The organism is Kribbella sp. NPDC058693 (assembly GCF_042715335.1).
Taxonomy (GTDB): domain Bacteria; phylum Actinomycetota; class Actinomycetes; order Propionibacteriales; family Kribbellaceae; genus Kribbella; species Kribbella jiaozuonensis.
Map to the genome: position 1 here is coordinate 940,518 of NZ_JBHXSQ010000002.1, position 14,720 is coordinate 955,237.

16 protein-coding genes are annotated in these 14,720 nt (G+C 68.2%); 11 read left to right on the top strand and 5 right to left on the bottom strand.

Annotation, left to right across the window (positions count from 1 at the left end; all coding sequences use genetic code 11):
* The first annotated feature begins 2 nt into the window (after positions 1 to 2).
* Positions 3 to 767, top strand: coding sequence for a putative protein N(5)-glutamine methyltransferase (locus ACFWUU_RS14095; RefSeq protein ID WP_380175678.1), 765 nt, complete (start codon positions 3 to 5; stop codon positions 765 to 767).
* Here the strand turns inward: ACFWUU_RS14095 and ACFWUU_RS14100 are convergent.
* Together ACFWUU_RS14100 and pyrH are read right to left on the bottom strand one after the other, a co-directional pair.
* Positions 752 to 2,704, bottom strand: a complete 1,953-nt coding sequence (locus ACFWUU_RS14100; RefSeq protein ID WP_380175680.1) for a GTP-binding protein — start codon at positions 2,702 to 2,704, stop codon at positions 752 to 754. The genes ACFWUU_RS14095 and ACFWUU_RS14100 overlap by 16 nt on opposite strands.
* A gap of 160 nt (positions 2,705 to 2,864) precedes the next feature.
* Positions 2,865 to 3,572, bottom strand: coding sequence for a UMP kinase (gene pyrH / locus ACFWUU_RS14105; protein WP_137255381.1), 708 nt, complete (start codon positions 3,570 to 3,572; stop codon positions 2,865 to 2,867).
* Positions 3,573 to 3,678: 106 nt separating this feature from the next.
* Here pyrH and ACFWUU_RS14110 point away from each other — a divergent pair, with 106 nt between their 5' ends.
* The 3 genes from ACFWUU_RS14110 to ACFWUU_RS14120 all read left to right on the top strand — a co-directional run bounded on the left by ACFWUU_RS14110 (position 3,679) and on the right by ACFWUU_RS14120 (position 6,171).
* Positions 3,679 to 4,416, top strand: a complete 738-nt coding sequence (locus ACFWUU_RS14110; RefSeq protein ID WP_380175682.1) for a DinB family protein — start codon at positions 3,679 to 3,681, stop codon at positions 4,414 to 4,416.
* A gap of 5 nt (positions 4,417 to 4,421) precedes the next feature.
* The gene (locus ACFWUU_RS14115; protein WP_380176851.1) at positions 4,422 to 5,006 is read left to right on the top strand and encodes a VOC family protein; all 585 of its coding nucleotides are present in this window, start codon (positions 4,422 to 4,424) and stop codon (positions 5,004 to 5,006) included.
* A 232-nt stretch (positions 5,007 to 5,238) separates the two neighbouring features.
* A complete protein-coding gene (locus ACFWUU_RS14120) occupies positions 5,239 to 6,171 on the top strand; it encodes a small ribosomal subunit Rsm22 family protein (RefSeq protein ID WP_380175684.1) in 933 nt (310 codons plus the stop codon).
* Here the strand turns inward: ACFWUU_RS14120 and ACFWUU_RS14125 are convergent.
* The 3 genes from ACFWUU_RS14125 to ACFWUU_RS14135 form a co-directional block, all read right to left on the bottom strand.
* A complete protein-coding gene (locus tag ACFWUU_RS14125; RefSeq protein ID WP_380175685.1) occupies positions 6,159 to 6,920 on the bottom strand; it encodes an SDR family NAD(P)-dependent oxidoreductase in 762 nt (253 codons plus the stop codon). The two genes, ACFWUU_RS14120 and ACFWUU_RS14125, sit on opposite strands and share 13 nt — an antisense overlap.
* Before the next feature lie 70 nt (positions 6,921 to 6,990).
* Complete coding sequence (locus ACFWUU_RS14130) at positions 6,991 to 7,875, bottom strand: AraC family transcriptional regulator N-terminal domain-containing protein (RefSeq protein ID WP_380175687.1); 885 nt, start codon at positions 7,873 to 7,875, stop codon at positions 6,991 to 6,993.
* 10 nt (positions 7,876 to 7,885) lie between these two features.
* Positions 7,886 to 8,821, bottom strand: coding sequence for a helix-turn-helix domain-containing protein (locus ACFWUU_RS14135; RefSeq protein ID WP_380175689.1), 936 nt, complete (start codon positions 8,819 to 8,821; stop codon positions 7,886 to 7,888).
* Between the two features lie 71 nt (positions 8,822 to 8,892).
* Here ACFWUU_RS14135 and ACFWUU_RS14140 point away from each other — a divergent pair, with 71 nt between their 5' ends.
* The 7 genes from ACFWUU_RS14140 to ACFWUU_RS14170 all read left to right on the top strand — a co-directional run bounded on the left by ACFWUU_RS14140 (position 8,893) and on the right by ACFWUU_RS14170 (position 14,720).
* Positions 8,893 to 9,876, top strand: a complete 984-nt coding sequence (locus ACFWUU_RS14140; RefSeq protein WP_380175691.1) for a saccharopine dehydrogenase family protein — start codon at positions 8,893 to 8,895, stop codon at positions 9,874 to 9,876.
* A gap of 67 nt (positions 9,877 to 9,943) precedes the next feature.
* Positions 9,944 to 11,515, top strand: coding sequence for a hypothetical protein (locus ACFWUU_RS14145; protein WP_380175693.1), 1,572 nt, complete (start codon positions 9,944 to 9,946; stop codon positions 11,513 to 11,515).
* A gap of 72 nt (positions 11,516 to 11,587) precedes the next feature.
* On the top strand, positions 11,588 to 12,523 hold the full coding sequence (locus tag ACFWUU_RS14150; protein ID WP_380175695.1) for an endonuclease/exonuclease/phosphatase family protein: 936 nt from the start codon (positions 11,588 to 11,590) through the stop codon (positions 12,521 to 12,523).
* Complete coding sequence (locus tag ACFWUU_RS14155) at positions 12,520 to 12,966, top strand: DinB family protein (RefSeq protein ID WP_380175697.1); 447 nt, start codon at positions 12,520 to 12,522, stop codon at positions 12,964 to 12,966. The genes ACFWUU_RS14150 and ACFWUU_RS14155 overlap by 4 nt, the downstream gene beginning before the upstream one ends.
* A gap of 54 nt (positions 12,967 to 13,020) precedes the next feature.
* Complete coding sequence (locus ACFWUU_RS14160; protein ID WP_380175699.1) at positions 13,021 to 13,812, top strand: hypothetical protein; 792 nt, start codon at positions 13,021 to 13,023, stop codon at positions 13,810 to 13,812.
* 44 nt (positions 13,813 to 13,856) lie between these two features.
* Positions 13,857 to 14,300: a helix-turn-helix transcriptional regulator gene (locus ACFWUU_RS14165; protein WP_380175701.1), complete on the top strand. Its 444-nt coding sequence runs from the start codon at positions 13,857 to 13,859 to the stop codon at positions 14,298 to 14,300.
* A gap of 9 nt (positions 14,301 to 14,309) precedes the next feature.
* Entirely contained in the window at positions 14,310 to 14,720 is a 411-nt protein-coding gene (locus tag ACFWUU_RS14170; protein ID WP_137255369.1) for a VOC family protein, read from the top strand.

Consider the following 14,720-nt stretch of genomic DNA (forward strand, 5'->3'; position numbering starts at 1 on the left):
CTGTGACCACTGTTGTTGAGCGACTGCGTGCGTCGGGATCTGTGTTCGCCGAGGACGAGGCGGCGCTGATCGCCGAGTCCGCCCGGGACGAGGCCGAGCTCGCGGCCATGGTCGACCAGCGGGTCGCCGGGCTGCCGTTGGAGTACGTCGTCGGCTGGGCGTCGTTCTGCGGGTTGCGGATCGCGGTCGACAACGGGGTGTTCATCCCGCGCCGCCGTACGGAGTTCTTGGTCGCGGAGGCGTTGCGGGTCACGGCTGCGGGAGCGGTCGTGGTGGATCTGGCCTGTGGCACGGGCGCTGTCGGCGCGGCGGTCGCGGCTCAGCGTGAGGTGACGTTGTACGCCGCGGACATCGAGACGGCTGCGATCGAGTGCGCGCGGCGCAACCTGCTGCCGTTCGGCGGGACGGTGTATCAGGGCGACCTGTACGCCGCGTTGCCGGAGCGGTTGCGCGGGCGGGTCGACGTACTGCTGTCGAATGTTCCGTACGTGCCGACGGATGAGATTCGGCTGCTGCCGCCCGAAGCGCGGTTGTATGAACCGCACGTCACGTTGGACGGCGGGTCGGACGGGCTCGCGGTCTTCCGGAGGGTGGCAGCTGAGGCGACGGATTGGCTGGCGCCGGGCGGTCACTTCTTCGTCGAGACGAGTGAACGCCAGGCGCCGGTCGCGCTGGACGTGATGGTCGAGCACGGTCTGGACGCCGAGATCGTCGAGGACGACGATCTCGGCGCGACCGTTGTGCACGGCACCTATACCCGGCGCTGAATGTGCAGCAGGTACTCGCGGCGGTGGAGCGGGTCGTGGTCGGTGCGCGGGCGTTCCGGGATCGGGCCGGTGACGGGGTGGTATCGCTCGAACGCCGACTCCAGGACGCCTTCGCCGCGGGTGAGGGCAGGAAGTTGTTGCTCGAGCTCGTACACGGCGGCCGCGGGGATTTCTCCTTCCAGGGTTGAGGTTTCCGCGGCGAGCGCCGGGACCTGCGGGATCGCCCGCAGACGAGCGAGAGCCGCGAGGACGGCACGCGTGGTGTCGGTCGGGAGCTCCAGCTGGAAATGGTGCATCGGCTCGTGCACCGTCGTACGTGCTTCCTGAAGGGCCGTCATCAGGACCAGCGGGGTGAGGTTGCGGAAGTCGCCGGCCGTGCTGGACATGCTCTTGTCGAACACCGCGTGCGCGTGGCTCTGGCGGGCGGAGTACCCCGAGTGCGTCATCACGACGTGCGCGTCGGGGATCTGCCAGCCGTGGACGCCTTGGTGCAGCGTCTCGCGGACCGTCTCCTCGACGGCCTTGATGAACGCGTACGGCATCGAGCCGAGCTCGACCTCGAGTTCGAAACTGACGCCGGCGTTGACCGGTGCCGGTTCGACGCGCAGGCCGATCGTGGCCAGGAACGGGTTCGCGTCCTTCTTGTTGAACTCGACCGCCGCGCCGGTGCCGACGACCCGCTCGATGCAGATCGTGGTCGTCTCGCGGAAGTCGACCTCGAGCCCGAACTCGGTCGCCAGCGTCGTCTCGATGACCTCCTTCTGCACCTCGCCGTACAGCGACACATAGGTCTCCTGGCGCAGGTCGTCCTGGCGCAGGTTGATCAGCGGGTCCTGCTCGGCGAGCTGGGTCAGCGCGACGCGCAGATTGCCCTTGTCGGACGGCTTCCGCGCCGAGATCACGGTCTCGAGGGTCGGCGGCGCGAAGAAGGCCGTGGTCGTCCGCGGCTCGGGGTCGTCGGTCGCGGTGATGCGGTCACCGATCTGGACGTCGGCCAGGCCCCAGAACTTGCCGATCCGACCTGCCGGTACGGCGTTCGCCTGGCCTTCACCGATGACGTGCAATGCGGTGATCTTCGCGTCGCTCTCGCCGAAGCGGATCCGGTCGCGGACGTGCGCCGTACCCGAGAACATCCGGACATACGCGATCTTCTCGCCGGCCGGTCCGCGCTCGACCTTGAAGACGGAGCCGTCGAGCTGGCTGCCGTCAGTGCGGGCGCGGGGGAGTAGGTCGCGGATGCCGTCGGTGAGGGCTTCCGTACCGGCGCCAGTGATCGCGGACCCGAAGTACACCGGGTGCACGCGCGCCTGGTGGGTCTGGGCCGTGAACGCCTCGTGCAGCGCGAGCGGCTCGCCGTCGACGTACCGCTCCAACAGGTCGTCGTCCTGCTCGGTGAGGACCTCGAGGAGGGCGTCCTCCTGCACGATCGGCTTGAACGCCGCCTCGGGGGTGCCGAGGTGGGTCGCCTCGCCCATCGGGACGATCGCCGGCGTCAGCTTCGTCGCGATCTGACGCAGCACGCCGTCGTACTGCGCACCCGGTCGGTCGAGCTTGTTGACGAAGATCAGCGTCGGGATGCGCAGCCGCTGGAGCGTCCGCATCAGGACGCGGGTCTGCGCCTGGACGCCCTCGACGGCCGAGATCACCAGGACCGCGCCGTCGAGCACGCTCAGCGCGCGCTCCACCTCGGCGATGAAGTCCGGGTGGCCCGGGGTGTCGATCAGGTTGACCGTCACGTCGCCGATCGCGAACGAGACGACCGCGGATTTGATCGTGATCCCGCGCTGCCGTTCGAGCGCGAGTGAGTCGGTCTGGGTGTTGCCGTCGTCGACGCTTCCGACCTCGTCGATGACTCCGGCGGTGTACAGCAGCCGCTCGGTCAGGCTGGTCTTTCCGGCGTCAACATGCGCCAGGATCCCAAGATTCAGTACTTCCACGCAGCTTCATGTCCTTTGAACAGGTGACAGTCCGATCAGCAACAGACATGAAGCGAGGTCGCATGACGGACTCCTTACTAGGCACCTGCTCGTACGCGTTCGAGTACACCAACTCAGGCCGGACCGCGACAAACCATTTAGCGCGCTGCTACAACCTCCGTCAGATGATGGTCGTACCGACCGGGGTGCCGTTGACGATGGCGGAAGCGGCGCCGGTGCGGTCGATGTCGAAGACGTGGAGGGGGAGGTGGTGGTCGCGGGCGAGGATGAAGGCGGACTGGTCCATCACCCCTAGGCCGCGGTCGATGACCTCGGTGTAGGTGAGGTGGTCGAAGCGCTTCGCGTCGGGGTTCTTGTTCGGGTCGGCGTCGTACACGCCGTCCGTGCCGTTCTTCGCGACGAGGAGCGCGTCGGCTTCCAGTTCCACGGCCCGCTGGACGGAGGGGTAGTCGGTGGTGGTGAACGGCTGCCCGTTGCCGCACGCAAGCAGGACGATCGAGCCCTTCTCCAGGTGCCGGAGTGCGCGGAGCCGGATGTACGGCTCGGCGAGGTTGTCGATTGGGATCGCCGTCATCAGCCGTACGCCGTGTGCCCCGAGCGCAGCCAGTCGCCCGCGCAGCAGGACCGCGTTGATCACGGTGCCGAGCATGCCGATGTTGTCCGCCTCGACCCGGTCGATACCCCAGTCGTCGGCCCGGTTCCCGCGGAACACGTTCCCGCCGCCGACCACCACCGCGACTTGTACGCCGGTGGCACGCAACGCGATCACCTCGTTCGCGAGATGCGTGAGCCGATCGCTGTTGAATCCGAACTCGTCGGGGCCGGCAATCGCCTGCCCGGACAACTTGAGCACGAGCCTGCGGTACATGCCGCTCCGTTCCGATCAGAAGGCGGTGATCGCCAGCAGGTCTATCACGGACCTGGTCACATCGGACGTCTTGTCGTCCGTGCCGCGCTCGCGGGAAGGTGGGCGGGTGGCTGAGTTCAAGGAGCAGGATCTGAGCGGGGCGCGGTTCGAGGACGTGCGGCTTCGCGACGCGGTGTTCGACAAGGTCGACCTGACCGGGGTGACGATCCGCGCGGCCCGGGTGGTGGATGTGTCGATCGACGGGGATATCGACAACCTGCGGGTGTGGGGCGTGGACGTCGTACCGCTGATCGATGCCGAGCTCAACCGCCGGTACCCGGATCGGGCGAAGATGAGCCCGAAAGACGCGGACGGGTACCGCGAGGCGTGGGAGCTGCTCGAGCGGTTGTGGGCCGAGACCGTCGAGCGGGCCCGGGCGATGCCGGAGGAGCTGCTGCACGAGTCCGTCGACGGCGAGTGGTCGTTCATCGAGACGCAGCGGCACCTGGTCTTCGCAACGGATGCCTGGGTGCGGCGTGCTGTGCTGGGCGATCCGGCTCCCTGGGACCCGCTGGATCTGCCGCACGACGAGATGTCCGACGTACCGGGGGTTCCGCGCGATCGCGCCGTACGGCCGTCGCTCGACGAGGTGCTTGCGTTGCGGGCCGATCGGATGGGGACCGTGCGGGAGGTGTTCGCCGGTTTGACCGATGAGCGGCTGAGCGAGATGACCGTGCCGGTGATCGAGCCGGGCTATCCGGAGTCCGAGAGCTTCGAGGTCAGCCGGTGCCTCGGCTGCATTCTGGGTGAGGAGTGGCATCACCGGATGTACGCCGAGCGCGATCTCGCCATACTGCGTGGGTGAACAACATGGTTCTTGCGGACTGGCGGAAGATGGTTCAAGCGCAGCAGGCGAGGTTCGTGACTTCCTCGTTGGCCGAAGGAGCGCGGTTCGTGCAAGCCGTCGGCGAGGCGTGCTCGTCGGCCGAGGTGGTGCCGGAGTTGCGGCTCGGCGCGACGTTCGTGGACGTGTCCAGCCGGGACGAAGCGGTCGCGCAGCAGATCAGCGCGATCGCGGCCGAGCACGGACTGACGGCCGACCCGACGGCCGTGGCGCAGCTGGAGATCGCGCTGGACACCGCGGATCTCCCCGAGATCGGTCCGTTCTGGGCCGCGGTGCTGACCGGCACGGCAGACTCGTTCCAGGGCAACGACATCCTCGACCCGACCGGCCGGATCCCGAATGTCTGGTTCCAGGGGACCTCTCCGCACGCGACACCACGGCAACGGTTCCACCTGGATCTTTGGCTGCCGGCCGAGGTCGTCCCGGATCGCATCAAGGCCGGCCTCGCCGCCGGCGGCACAGTCGCGTACGACGACGAGGCGCCGGCGTTCATCGTGCTCGCGGACCCGCAGGGCAACAAGGTGTGTCTGTGTACTTCGGACGGCCGATAAATAGGCCGCGGACTGAGGCCAGCTCTGCTACCGTCGGCGTCAATCCGAGGAGGTGCATGATGGCTTGCAAGGTTATCCGGTTCCGCGCCATCCCCTCCTCTGCTGCCTTCTGACAGCTCTTCTTCTCCGGACCGGTTGGTGCGTCGCGGCGTCTGGCCGCGGATCACGTGTGCGCTGAGTTGGCTCAGCGCGTACTCCGTGCCGACCGAACCGGAGCTTCCGCATGTCCGCCATGGACACACAACTTCATGCTGCCCTCGCACGCGCAGTCGACGGCGTACCGCACCACGAACTACGCCGCCGAATCGCCGCGCTCTCACACCGCTACCGCGCCGAGCAGGTCGACGACACTGCTCCCGGGATGCGCGATCACCTCGATGCGCTCGCGTACGCCGTCATCCGCATGCCGGCGACCTTCCGCGCGCTGTGCGCCGCACTGTCGGCGGCCGAGCGTCACGTCGACGCATCGTTCACCACCCACCTCGACCTCGGCGGCGGAACCGGCGCCGCCGCCTGGGCCGCCACGTCCCTCTGGCCGACCATCGCCACCGAGATCGTCGAACGCCATCCGGCCGCCATCGCTCTCGGCAAACAACTTGCCACAGGCAACAGCTGGCGGTGGACCTCCGCCGACCTCCGCCACTGGAGCGGGTCCGCCGATCTCATCACCATCGGCTATGTGCTGAACGAGCTGACCGACGACGCCCGTCACGCCTTGGTCGAGTCCGCAGCAGCATCGGCGGTCACGCTCGTCATCGTCGAACCAGGCACGCCGCACGGCCACCGCCGTACGCTGCAAGCTCGTGATCAGTTGATCGACCACGGCTTCACGATCGCGGCTCCGTGCCCGCATCAAGGCGAGTGCCCAACGGATTGGTGCCACTTCGCCGCCCGCCTACCCCGTACCGAGCTGCACCGCATGCTGAAGGACGGCACCCGCAACTACGAGGAAGAGCGATTCAGCTACCTCGTCGCAACACGCGCCCCGGTCCGGCCTGCGCCGGCGCGGGTGATCCGCAGACCGGGCAGACCGAAAGGACAGGTCGTACTGGAGCTCTGTACGTCGGCCGGCGCCGCCCAGCAACTGGTCGTGCCGAAGTCTTCCGACTCATACCGTGCCGCCCGCAGCACGAGCTGGGGAGACGCCTGGACTCAGAGCTCGTAGCCGCCCGAGGCCTCGACGGTCTGCGCGGTGATCCAGCCCGAGTCGGGCGAACCGAGGAACGCGATGACTTTGCCGAGATCCTCGGATTCACCGATCCGGCCGAGCGCCGTCCGCTCCGCGATCGGGGGAATCCACTCGGGATGCTCGGAGAACGCGTCGCCGCCGAGGCGGGTCCGGGTGACGCCAGGAGCGACGGCGTTGACCCGGATCCCGCGGACGCTCAGCTCCTTCGCGAGGTACCGGGTGAGCACGATCTGCGCGCCCTTCACGCTCGCGTAGACCGAATACCCGGGTGAGGGCCGCGACGATTGGAGAGCGGACGAGCTGGTCGTATAGACGATCGAACCGTTGTCGGCGATCAGTGGGAGGAGCGTCTGGGTGAGGAAGTACGGGCCCTTGAGATGGACATTGACCATCTGGTCGAAGAGCTCCTCGGTCGTCTCCTCGAACATCACCGGAGGCTGCCCGACCCCGGCGTTGCTGACGAGGAAGTCGAACGTCGTCCGGTCCCATTCCTTCAGTACGCCGGTCAGCGCGGCCCGGAACTCCGCGAACGTCTCCGGCAGCGACACGTCCAGCGGCAGCGCAACCGCCGTACCGCCGTCCTTCTCGATCCGCTCGACCGTGTCGAGACCGCGTTCGCGGCTGCCGTGGTAGGTGACGACGACGGCCGTACCGCGTTTGGCGATCTCGAAGGCCGCGCCCTGGCCGATGCCGGAACTTCCGCCGGTGATCACAGCTACTTGCATAATCGTGCACAACTCCTACCAGGTCAGTAACAGGTACGACTCCAGTAGACGTGCTGGGACGGCGATGCCGTTAGACCAATTGTCCCGCCGGCTTGCACGATCCTGCTCGATCGCGAGACGGCGGCGTACCGAACTCGCGGCGGTACTCGCGGCTGAACTGGGACGGGCTGTCGTAGCCCACGGCGTACCCGGCGCTCGTCACGTCCTCGCCGAGCCCGACCACTCGCAGCCGCGCCTCGTGCAGCCGGATCTTCTTCTGGAACTGGATCGGGGTCAGCTCGGTGACGGTACGGAAGTGCCGGTGGAACGCCGACGTACTCATGCCGGCCATCGACGCCAGATCCTCGATCCGGAACGGCTCGGTGTAGTGCTTGCGGATCCAGCCGATGACCCGGGCGACGTGCGACAGGCTGCTGTCGGCGAGCCCGATCTCGCGGACAGCCGCGCCTTGTGGGCTGCGCAGCAACCGCCAGAGGATCTCGCGTTGGACGAGCGGCGCGAGTACGGGCGCGTCGTCGGGCTGGTGGACCAGTCGGAGCAGGCGGATCATCGCGTCGACCAGCTCGGCCGGCGCATGGTCGATGGTGAGTCCGCGGACGGCCGCACCGGGCTTCTCGGTCGCGTCGAGGAGCAGCGAGGCGATCTGCTCCGGTCGCAGCTCAAGCCCGACGCCGAGGCACGGGGCGTCCTTCGAGGCCTCGACGAAGTGTCCTGTCACCGGCAGGTCCACGGAGACGATCACGTAGTCGCCGGCGCCGTACTCAAACACCTGCTCCCCGAGCGCCAGCCGCTTCCGCCCCTGCGCGACCAGTGCGAACGTCGGCGACGCGAGCCCGGCCGTCGGCGGCGTGGGCGCCTCGACAACCGACAGCAACAACCCGTCGATCGCGCTCTCGTGCCCGACCGCACCGACGATCAGCTCCCGCAGCTCCGCGAGCTGCCGGTTCCCGTCCATGGCGATCACCTTACGGGCTGCGGAAAGAGCTCCTGTAGGTGTTGGGCGGGATGCCGACCACGCGTTTGAACTGGCGGCGAAGCGTGGTGGCGGTGCCCAGGCCGGTCGCTGTGGCGACCGATTCGATGCTGTGGTTAGTGGCCTCGAGCAACTGCTGGGCGCGGCGGACTCGTTGGGTGAGGAGCCATTGCAGCGGCGTCTGCCCGGTCACCGCACGGAACTGCCGGCCGAGGTGGCGAGGGCTGGTGTTCGCGCGCCGGGCCAGGTCGGTGACCGTCAACGGCTGGTCCAGCCGCTCCTGCACCCAGGCGAGCAGCTCCGCGAGGGTGTGAGCGCCGCTGACCGGGACCGGCGTCGACACGAACTGAGCCTGTCCACCGGCGCGATGCGGCGGTACGACGAGACGCCGGGCGACCGTGTTCGCGACCGTCGCGCCGTGGTCGAGGTGGACGAGATGGAGGCACAGGTCGACCGCGGCCGCTTTGCCGGCCGCGGTGAGGATGTTGCCGTTGTCGGTGTAGAGGACGTCGGGGTCGACCGTCGCCTGTGGATATCGGGCGGCGAGGGCGTCCGCATGCCCCCAGTGGGTCGTCGCTCGCCGGCCGTCCAGCAGACCGGCCGCGCCGAGGACGAATGCGCCCGTGCAGAGCGACGCGATTCTTGCCCCGGACTCGTAGGCCGCCAGGACGGCGGCGACCAGCTCGGGTGATAGCGGCTCGTCGACGTCCGCGAGGGCCGGGACGATCACGGTGTCTGCGTGGGCGAGGTAGTCCAGGCCGTCGTCAGGTTCGACGGTGAACGGGCCGACGCGGACCGATCCCGGGCCGCACAGGCGTACGTCGTACCACTCGTCGGCGCCGAGTGGCGGGTTGCCGAAGATCTCGTACGCGATGCCGAGCTCGAAGTGCAGCAGGTGGCCGGCGGTGGCCAGCGCGACAGTGTGCATGTCCGAAAGTGTACGAACAGTGTCGTTCCGGACTCTCACGATGGCCGCTCCGGTCCGGCGAGACTCGACATATGAACGCTGTCGTTGTCTATGGAGCAACCGGTCACACCGGCCGATTCGTCGTCGAGGAACTGCTACGCCAAGGTCTGCCGGTCATCGCCTCCGGCCGGAATTCCAGCGCGCTCGAAGCGCTCTGGGACCTGGAGATCCGCCCGGCCTCGGTCGACGATCCGCAAGCCCTCGATCAGGCGCTGAAGAACGCCGCCGCGGTGATCAATTGCGCCGGTCCGTTCGCCGCCACCGCGGATCCGGTGATCGACGCAGCCATCCGCGCGGGGATCCCGTACGTCGATGTGGCGGCCGAGATCGAGGCCAACGTGTCGACGTACGCCAGGCACAGCGATACCCCGGTCGTGCCGGCGATGGCGTTCTACGGCGGCCTCGGCGACTTGCTGACGACCGCGGCGCTGGGGGAGCGGACGAGCGCCGACGAGGTGCACGTCGCCTACGGACTGACCAGCTGGCACCCGACGCCCGGTACCCGCGCCGCCGGCCAGGTCTCGCACGATCGGCGCAACGGCCGCAGGCTCCGGTTCACCGACGGCGCCTTGCAGTACCACGACGACAAGCCGGTCCGGGAGGAATGGATCTTCCCGGAGCCGCTCGGCCGGCGTCGGGTGATCCCGGAGTTCACGATGGCCGATGTCGTCACGATCCCGAGCCACCTCGCCGTACCCGAGGTTCGCACCTACATGACGGTCGAGGCGGCCGGCGATCTGATGGACGCGAATACTCCGGCGCCGGTTGCGGTCGACGACACGGGCCGATCGGACCAGACGTTCGTCGTGGACGTCCGGGTCCGGACCGGCGGCGAGGAGCGTCGGGCGACAGCGCGCGGGCAGGACATCTACGCGATCTCGGCGCCGCTGGCGGTCAACGCCGTACGGCGGATTCTTGCGGGTGACACGCGATCGGCAGGGGTCGCGTCGGCCGGTGCGATGTTCGACGCGGTCGAGTTCCTCAACGATTTACCACTCGCACTCGACCTGCCGTAAATCGATTCCCTGCGGGAGAATGTAGGTCCCCTGCTGACCGCCCATCATCAGCTGGAGGCCGCCCGCCATGCCCGACATCCGCCCGTCCCGTCGTGCCGTTCTCCGCCTGACAGCAGCCAGTGCTGTCGCCGCCTCCGGGCTCACCGCGATCCCGGCGTACGCCGATGAGATCGACTACACCGCCCGGAAGACCTTCGACGACTGGGATCGGCTCTTCCAGCAGGGCGGCCCCGGCCAGCCGGACCAGCCGAACGACAACAGCAACCGCGACGGCCGCTCGGGGATGCTCGCCTGGAGCCAGTCGTACGTGCTGCTCGGGCTGGTCCGGATGTACGAGAAGTACCGCGACACGCACTACCTCGACCGGCTGATCGACAACGCCGATCAGGTCCTCGCGGTCCGCGACAACAAGCGCGGCGTCAAGGACTACCGCGGCCTGTCGCTACCCGCCTGGCGCGCGGACCACCCGTACACCACCGGCTACGCAACCCTTGCCGACGGCAACGGTCAGCCGCTGCTCGATCTGCGCGAAGCCCTGTCGTACGCCGAGGACACCACGATCACCGTCACCACCGGGGCGCGTCCGGACACGTTCTCGGTCCAGCTGGTCAACACCTTCAACAACCGCACAGTCACGCACACCGACCTGTCCCTCGACCCGGCCAGCCCCGACTACGCGGTCAGCCGGATCTACGCGACCGCTCCCGGACCGCTGCAGCTGACCGCCATCGACCGGCGAGCAGTTCCGCGAGCAGGCGACGTGCCCCAGCCCGGTTCGTACACGATGCACTGCGAGCCGGTGATCTTCGCCGTCCACACCGGCATGATTACGTACCCGATCGCGAGCTTCGCGCGGATCGTGCTGGGCTCGCCGGTCCTGCGCCGGCGGTATCTGCGGAAGGCACTCGAGTACCTCGTCGCCTGCCGCGAGGCGGTCGCGGTCCACGACTGGGAGTACCGCGACGGCGGGTACCTGATCTGGCCCAAGAGCCAGCCGCTCGCGTACGACGGGTGCGAGCAGCCGATCAACCAATCGGTCGGTCTCGGTCAGACGCTGGTCGAGCTCGCTCTGGCCACACGCGACCGCGAGTACCGGAAGAAGGTCGCCGCGATGGGCCGGATGCTGGCCGGTCAGGTCACGGTCGACGCAGGTGATGCGTACCTCTGGCACTACTGGCCGACAGGCGGTCACATCTACGACGGGTTCGTGAAGACCGGCGATCCCGAGACCGATGTCTCGATCTTCACGCCGTCCGGTGGGCCGGCCCGCCAGTTCGAGGACATCAGTCACGGGGCGATCGACGTCGAGTTCGCCGTACGGGCGTACCGGGCGCGGCTCGCGTTCGCAGCGCAGGACATGGCGCGGATCGCCCGGACGTTCACCCAGAACGTGGTGACCACGGACGCCGACGGGCTCCCCGTCATCCACACCACCGTTGCCGGGACCACGGTCGGCGCGCCGTCGGTCGCGCAGCAGGCGCCGCGCTGGATGCAGGCGAACGCGTGGGACCCGCAGGTCCACGCCCAGTGCCTCGCCCTGTACAACCGCTACCAGCCGACTCCGGAACGCGACGGCCAGCAGGCCATCGGCTTCGGCTGGCTCCTTGCGAATGTCGCCTACCTGAACTGGGCCAGCTGATTCTCAGGTGCGGTGACATAGCCTGATGAGGTGGAGGGGACTGAGGTAGGGGTGGGGAGTGCTCCGTCTCGGATGGGGCGCTATACCGGAATTGTCATCGCCGGGTTGTTGCCTTGGGCATGGTTCTTGCTCCGGGACCGGCTCGGCGTGGTGACCGATGTGCTGGCGATCCTGCTGCCGATGCTCGCGCTGGTCGTAGCGCTGGTGGTCGGTGTGCTCGGACGTCGGCGCCGAGCCGCTGTGGCTTTCGCCGTGTCGACGCTGCTGGTGGGGATCGTCGGTACGGTCGGTCCCTGGGTCCCGCACGGTTCGGGGACGGTCGACCCGAGCCGCGGTGTGCGGTTCGCCGCGGCGAACATCGGCGCCGGGGAGCTCGAAGGCGCGGACAATCTGATCGCGCAGAAGGCCGACGTACTCGTGATCTCGGAGATCGGGCAGCCGCTGACCGAGCGGTTGTCCGAGGCGTACCCGGAGCACGTGGCGTACTGGAACGGTCCGGCAGTCGGTGTTTTCAGCCGGTGGCCGTTGACGGTGCTCGAGCAGCCCGGGCCGGATCTGCCGGGGTACATGCTCCGGGTCCATGCACCGTCGGGTGACTTCGATCTGATCGCCGTCCATGTGCCGAAGCCTTGGTACACGTCCGGCGGTTCGTCGTGGGACGCGCCCGCAGACACGGTTCCGTACGAGACGACGGTCGCGAATCATCACCGGCTGATCGAGCAGATCGCCCTGCGCGCGACGCGCGACGACCACCCCGTGGTGATCTCTGGCGACATGAACACGACCGACCGCGGTCGCGACTACCGCGCGCTGGCCGACCCGATGACGGACGCGATGCTGAACGGGTGGGGCCGGCCGTCGCAGATCGGCCGGTGGGCGGCGCTGTTCGTCCGGATCGACCACCTGTTCGTGAAGCCCGGCTGGTGCTCGGACGACACGGGCTGGTTCAAGGTGCCGATGTCGGATCATCATGGTCTGGTCGCGACGATCGGACCATGTAGGACATGACTGAACTCGAACAGTTGGTGGAGACCCTCGACGGGCTGCGGGCCGGCGTACTCAAGAAGCTGGCCGGCCTGAGCGAGGCGGACGCGCGCCGCAGTACGGTCGACTCCGGGACCAACGTGGCCGGGCTGATCCAGCACCTGACGTTCGTCGAGTCGCTGTGGATCGAGGAGATCGCCGCCGGCGGTAAGGCATCGCGCGGCAAGCGCTCCATGCAGGTCGATCCCGAGGTGTCGCTCAAGACGCTCCGCGCCGACTACAAGGCCGCCTGCGCCACCTCCAACGAGATCATCGCCAAACTCGGCGACCCCGAGATCCCGGTTACGCGCAACGGGAAGACCCACAATCTCCGCTGGGCCGTCCTCGCCGTCATCAACGAAACCGCCCGTCACGCGGGCCATGCCGACATCATCCGCGAACAGGTGGACGGGACGACCGGCCGCTGACCCACTGCTGTGACATCTTGTCGTCGCCGATCTGGAACTACGTGAAGGACGCCGATGTCACAGCAGTACGTCGAGCCAGGCTCGTACCGCAATCCGTCCGACGACGCCTGGTGGCGCCGGGCCCTCGATGCCACCGGAGCCACGATGCAGCTTCGTGCCTTCGAGCAGGACGGTCGCGAGGTCAACTGGTCCGATGCCGTGATGAACGCCAGTGCCGCGGCGGCGATGGGATTGCGCGGGAACAACAACGAGCGCTGGGCCAACCTGCCGTCAGGCCCGCTCGGCAACCTCTCCGACGGGTTCGCCCAGCGGCTCGCCGAGGAGTACATCGAGAACGGCCGGATGGGCTATCACATCGACAACACCGAGTTCCTACCGAACGTCCGGATGCACATGGCGCGCGGGGACATCGACCGGACGCTCGAGACAGCGGCCACCTCGATCGTCACCTCCGCCGATCCTGGTGAGCACGGCGAACGCTGGCATCACCCCGACCCCGACCTGGTCAGCGACGTACGCAACGCGATGAGCCGGCAACTGCTCGACGGTCGGTACGCCGATGGCCAGGTAGCCGGCAGCGAAGCCGTCGCCGACGAGAACTTCGCCTACCGCCTCGGCTACGCGACGGCCGACGCCGGTGTGAAAGCGGTGAACGCGGGCATCGCGGCACGCCCGGACAAGGAGCTCGCGCGGACTGTCGAGCAAGCCCTCGGGGCTCAGGCTGCGCCGCGGGTGGCGGCGGCGGGCGAGCGGACCGACGGCGCGGGCGCCCGGGCGGCGAGCGGTGGCGCGGCTGCGGCTGCTTCTGCGGTGAAGGAGACCGGCGCCGCGCCGATGACGCGGTAGCGCGGCGGGTGACTTCGGTTGCCTGACCTGGCAGGATCTACACCGTGAGTAGTGGTACGACGGATGAGCAGCGCCTCGCGGATCTGGCGCGGCTGCGGCGTGTCAAGGACCGGATCGACCGGGATTACGCGCAGCCGCTGGATGTCGACGCGCTGGCCCGTGGTGCCCACATGTCCTCGGGGCATCTGAGCCGCGAGTTCAAGCGTGCTTACGGAGAGTCGCCGTACGGGTATCTGATGACGCGGCGGATCGAGCGGGCGATGATGCTGCTGCGGCGCGGCGGGATGAGCGTCACCGACGTCTGCTTCGCGGTCGGCTGCCAGTCGCTGGGCACGTTCAGCACCCGCTTCGCCGAGCTGGTCGGTATGCCGCCGAGCGTCTACAAGGACCGCGCGGGCGACGCCACCCTCGGCATCCCGTCGTGTGTCGCGAAACAGGTGACCCGACCGATCAGGAATCGAGAAGCATCTCCCACGTCCGGCACGTAGTTTGACGCCATGGAGATCAAGATTCACGCCAGCTTCCTGCCGCACACCGATCCCGAGGCGTCCGTCCGCTTCTACCGTGACCTGCTCGGCTTCGAGGTCCGGCTGGACGTCGGGTACGAGGGCATGCGCTGGATCACGGTTGGACCGCCCGGGCAGCCGGACACCTCGATCGTGCTCACGCCGCCGGCCGTCGATCCCGGGCTCACCGAGGACGAGCGCCGTACCATCGCCGAGATGATGGCGAAGGGCACGTACGCCACCGTGGTGCTGCAGTCCGACGACCTCGACGGTCTGTTCGAGCGGTTGCAGGCCACCGACGCCGAGGTCATCCAGGAGCCGATGGACCAGCCGTACGGCGTCCGCGACTGCGCGTTCCGGGACCCGGCCGGGAACCACGTCCGTATCAACCAAGCCTCCTGA

Coding starts and splice junctions, on each gene's coding strand:
- pyrH (WP_137255381.1), bottom strand. CDS start 3,572: ATGTACCGCAGGCTCGTGCTCAAGTTGTCCGGGCAGGCGATTGCCGGC.
- ACFWUU_RS14115 (WP_380176851.1), top strand. CDS start 4,422: ATGGTTCTTGCGGACTGGCGGAAGATGGTTCAAGCGCAGCAGGCGAGG.
- ACFWUU_RS14120 (WP_380175684.1), top strand. CDS start 5,239: ATGGACACACAACTTCATGCTGCCCTCGCACGCGCAGTCGACGGCGTA.
- ACFWUU_RS14125 (WP_380175685.1), bottom strand. CDS start 6,920: ATGCAAGTAGCTGTGATCACCGGCGGAAGTTCCGGCATCGGCCAGGGC.
- ACFWUU_RS14130 (WP_380175687.1), bottom strand. CDS start 7,875: ATGGACGGGAACCGGCAGCTCGCGGAGCTGCGGGAGCTGATCGTCGGT.
- ACFWUU_RS14135 (WP_380175689.1), bottom strand. CDS start 8,821: ATGCACACTGTCGCGCTGGCCACCGCCGGCCACCTGCTGCACTTCGAG.
- ACFWUU_RS14140 (WP_380175691.1), top strand. CDS start 8,893: ATGAACGCTGTCGTTGTCTATGGAGCAACCGGTCACACCGGCCGATTC.
- ACFWUU_RS14145 (WP_380175693.1), top strand. CDS start 9,944: ATGCCCGACATCCGCCCGTCCCGTCGTGCCGTTCTCCGCCTGACAGCA.
- ACFWUU_RS14150 (WP_380175695.1), top strand. CDS start 11,588: ATGGGGCGCTATACCGGAATTGTCATCGCCGGGTTGTTGCCTTGGGCA.
- ACFWUU_RS14155 (WP_380175697.1), top strand. CDS start 12,520: ATGACTGAACTCGAACAGTTGGTGGAGACCCTCGACGGGCTGCGGGCC.
- ACFWUU_RS14160 (WP_380175699.1), top strand. CDS start 13,021: ATGTCACAGCAGTACGTCGAGCCAGGCTCGTACCGCAATCCGTCCGAC.
- ACFWUU_RS14170 (WP_137255369.1), top strand. CDS start 14,310: ATGGAGATCAAGATTCACGCCAGCTTCCTGCCGCACACCGATCCCGAG.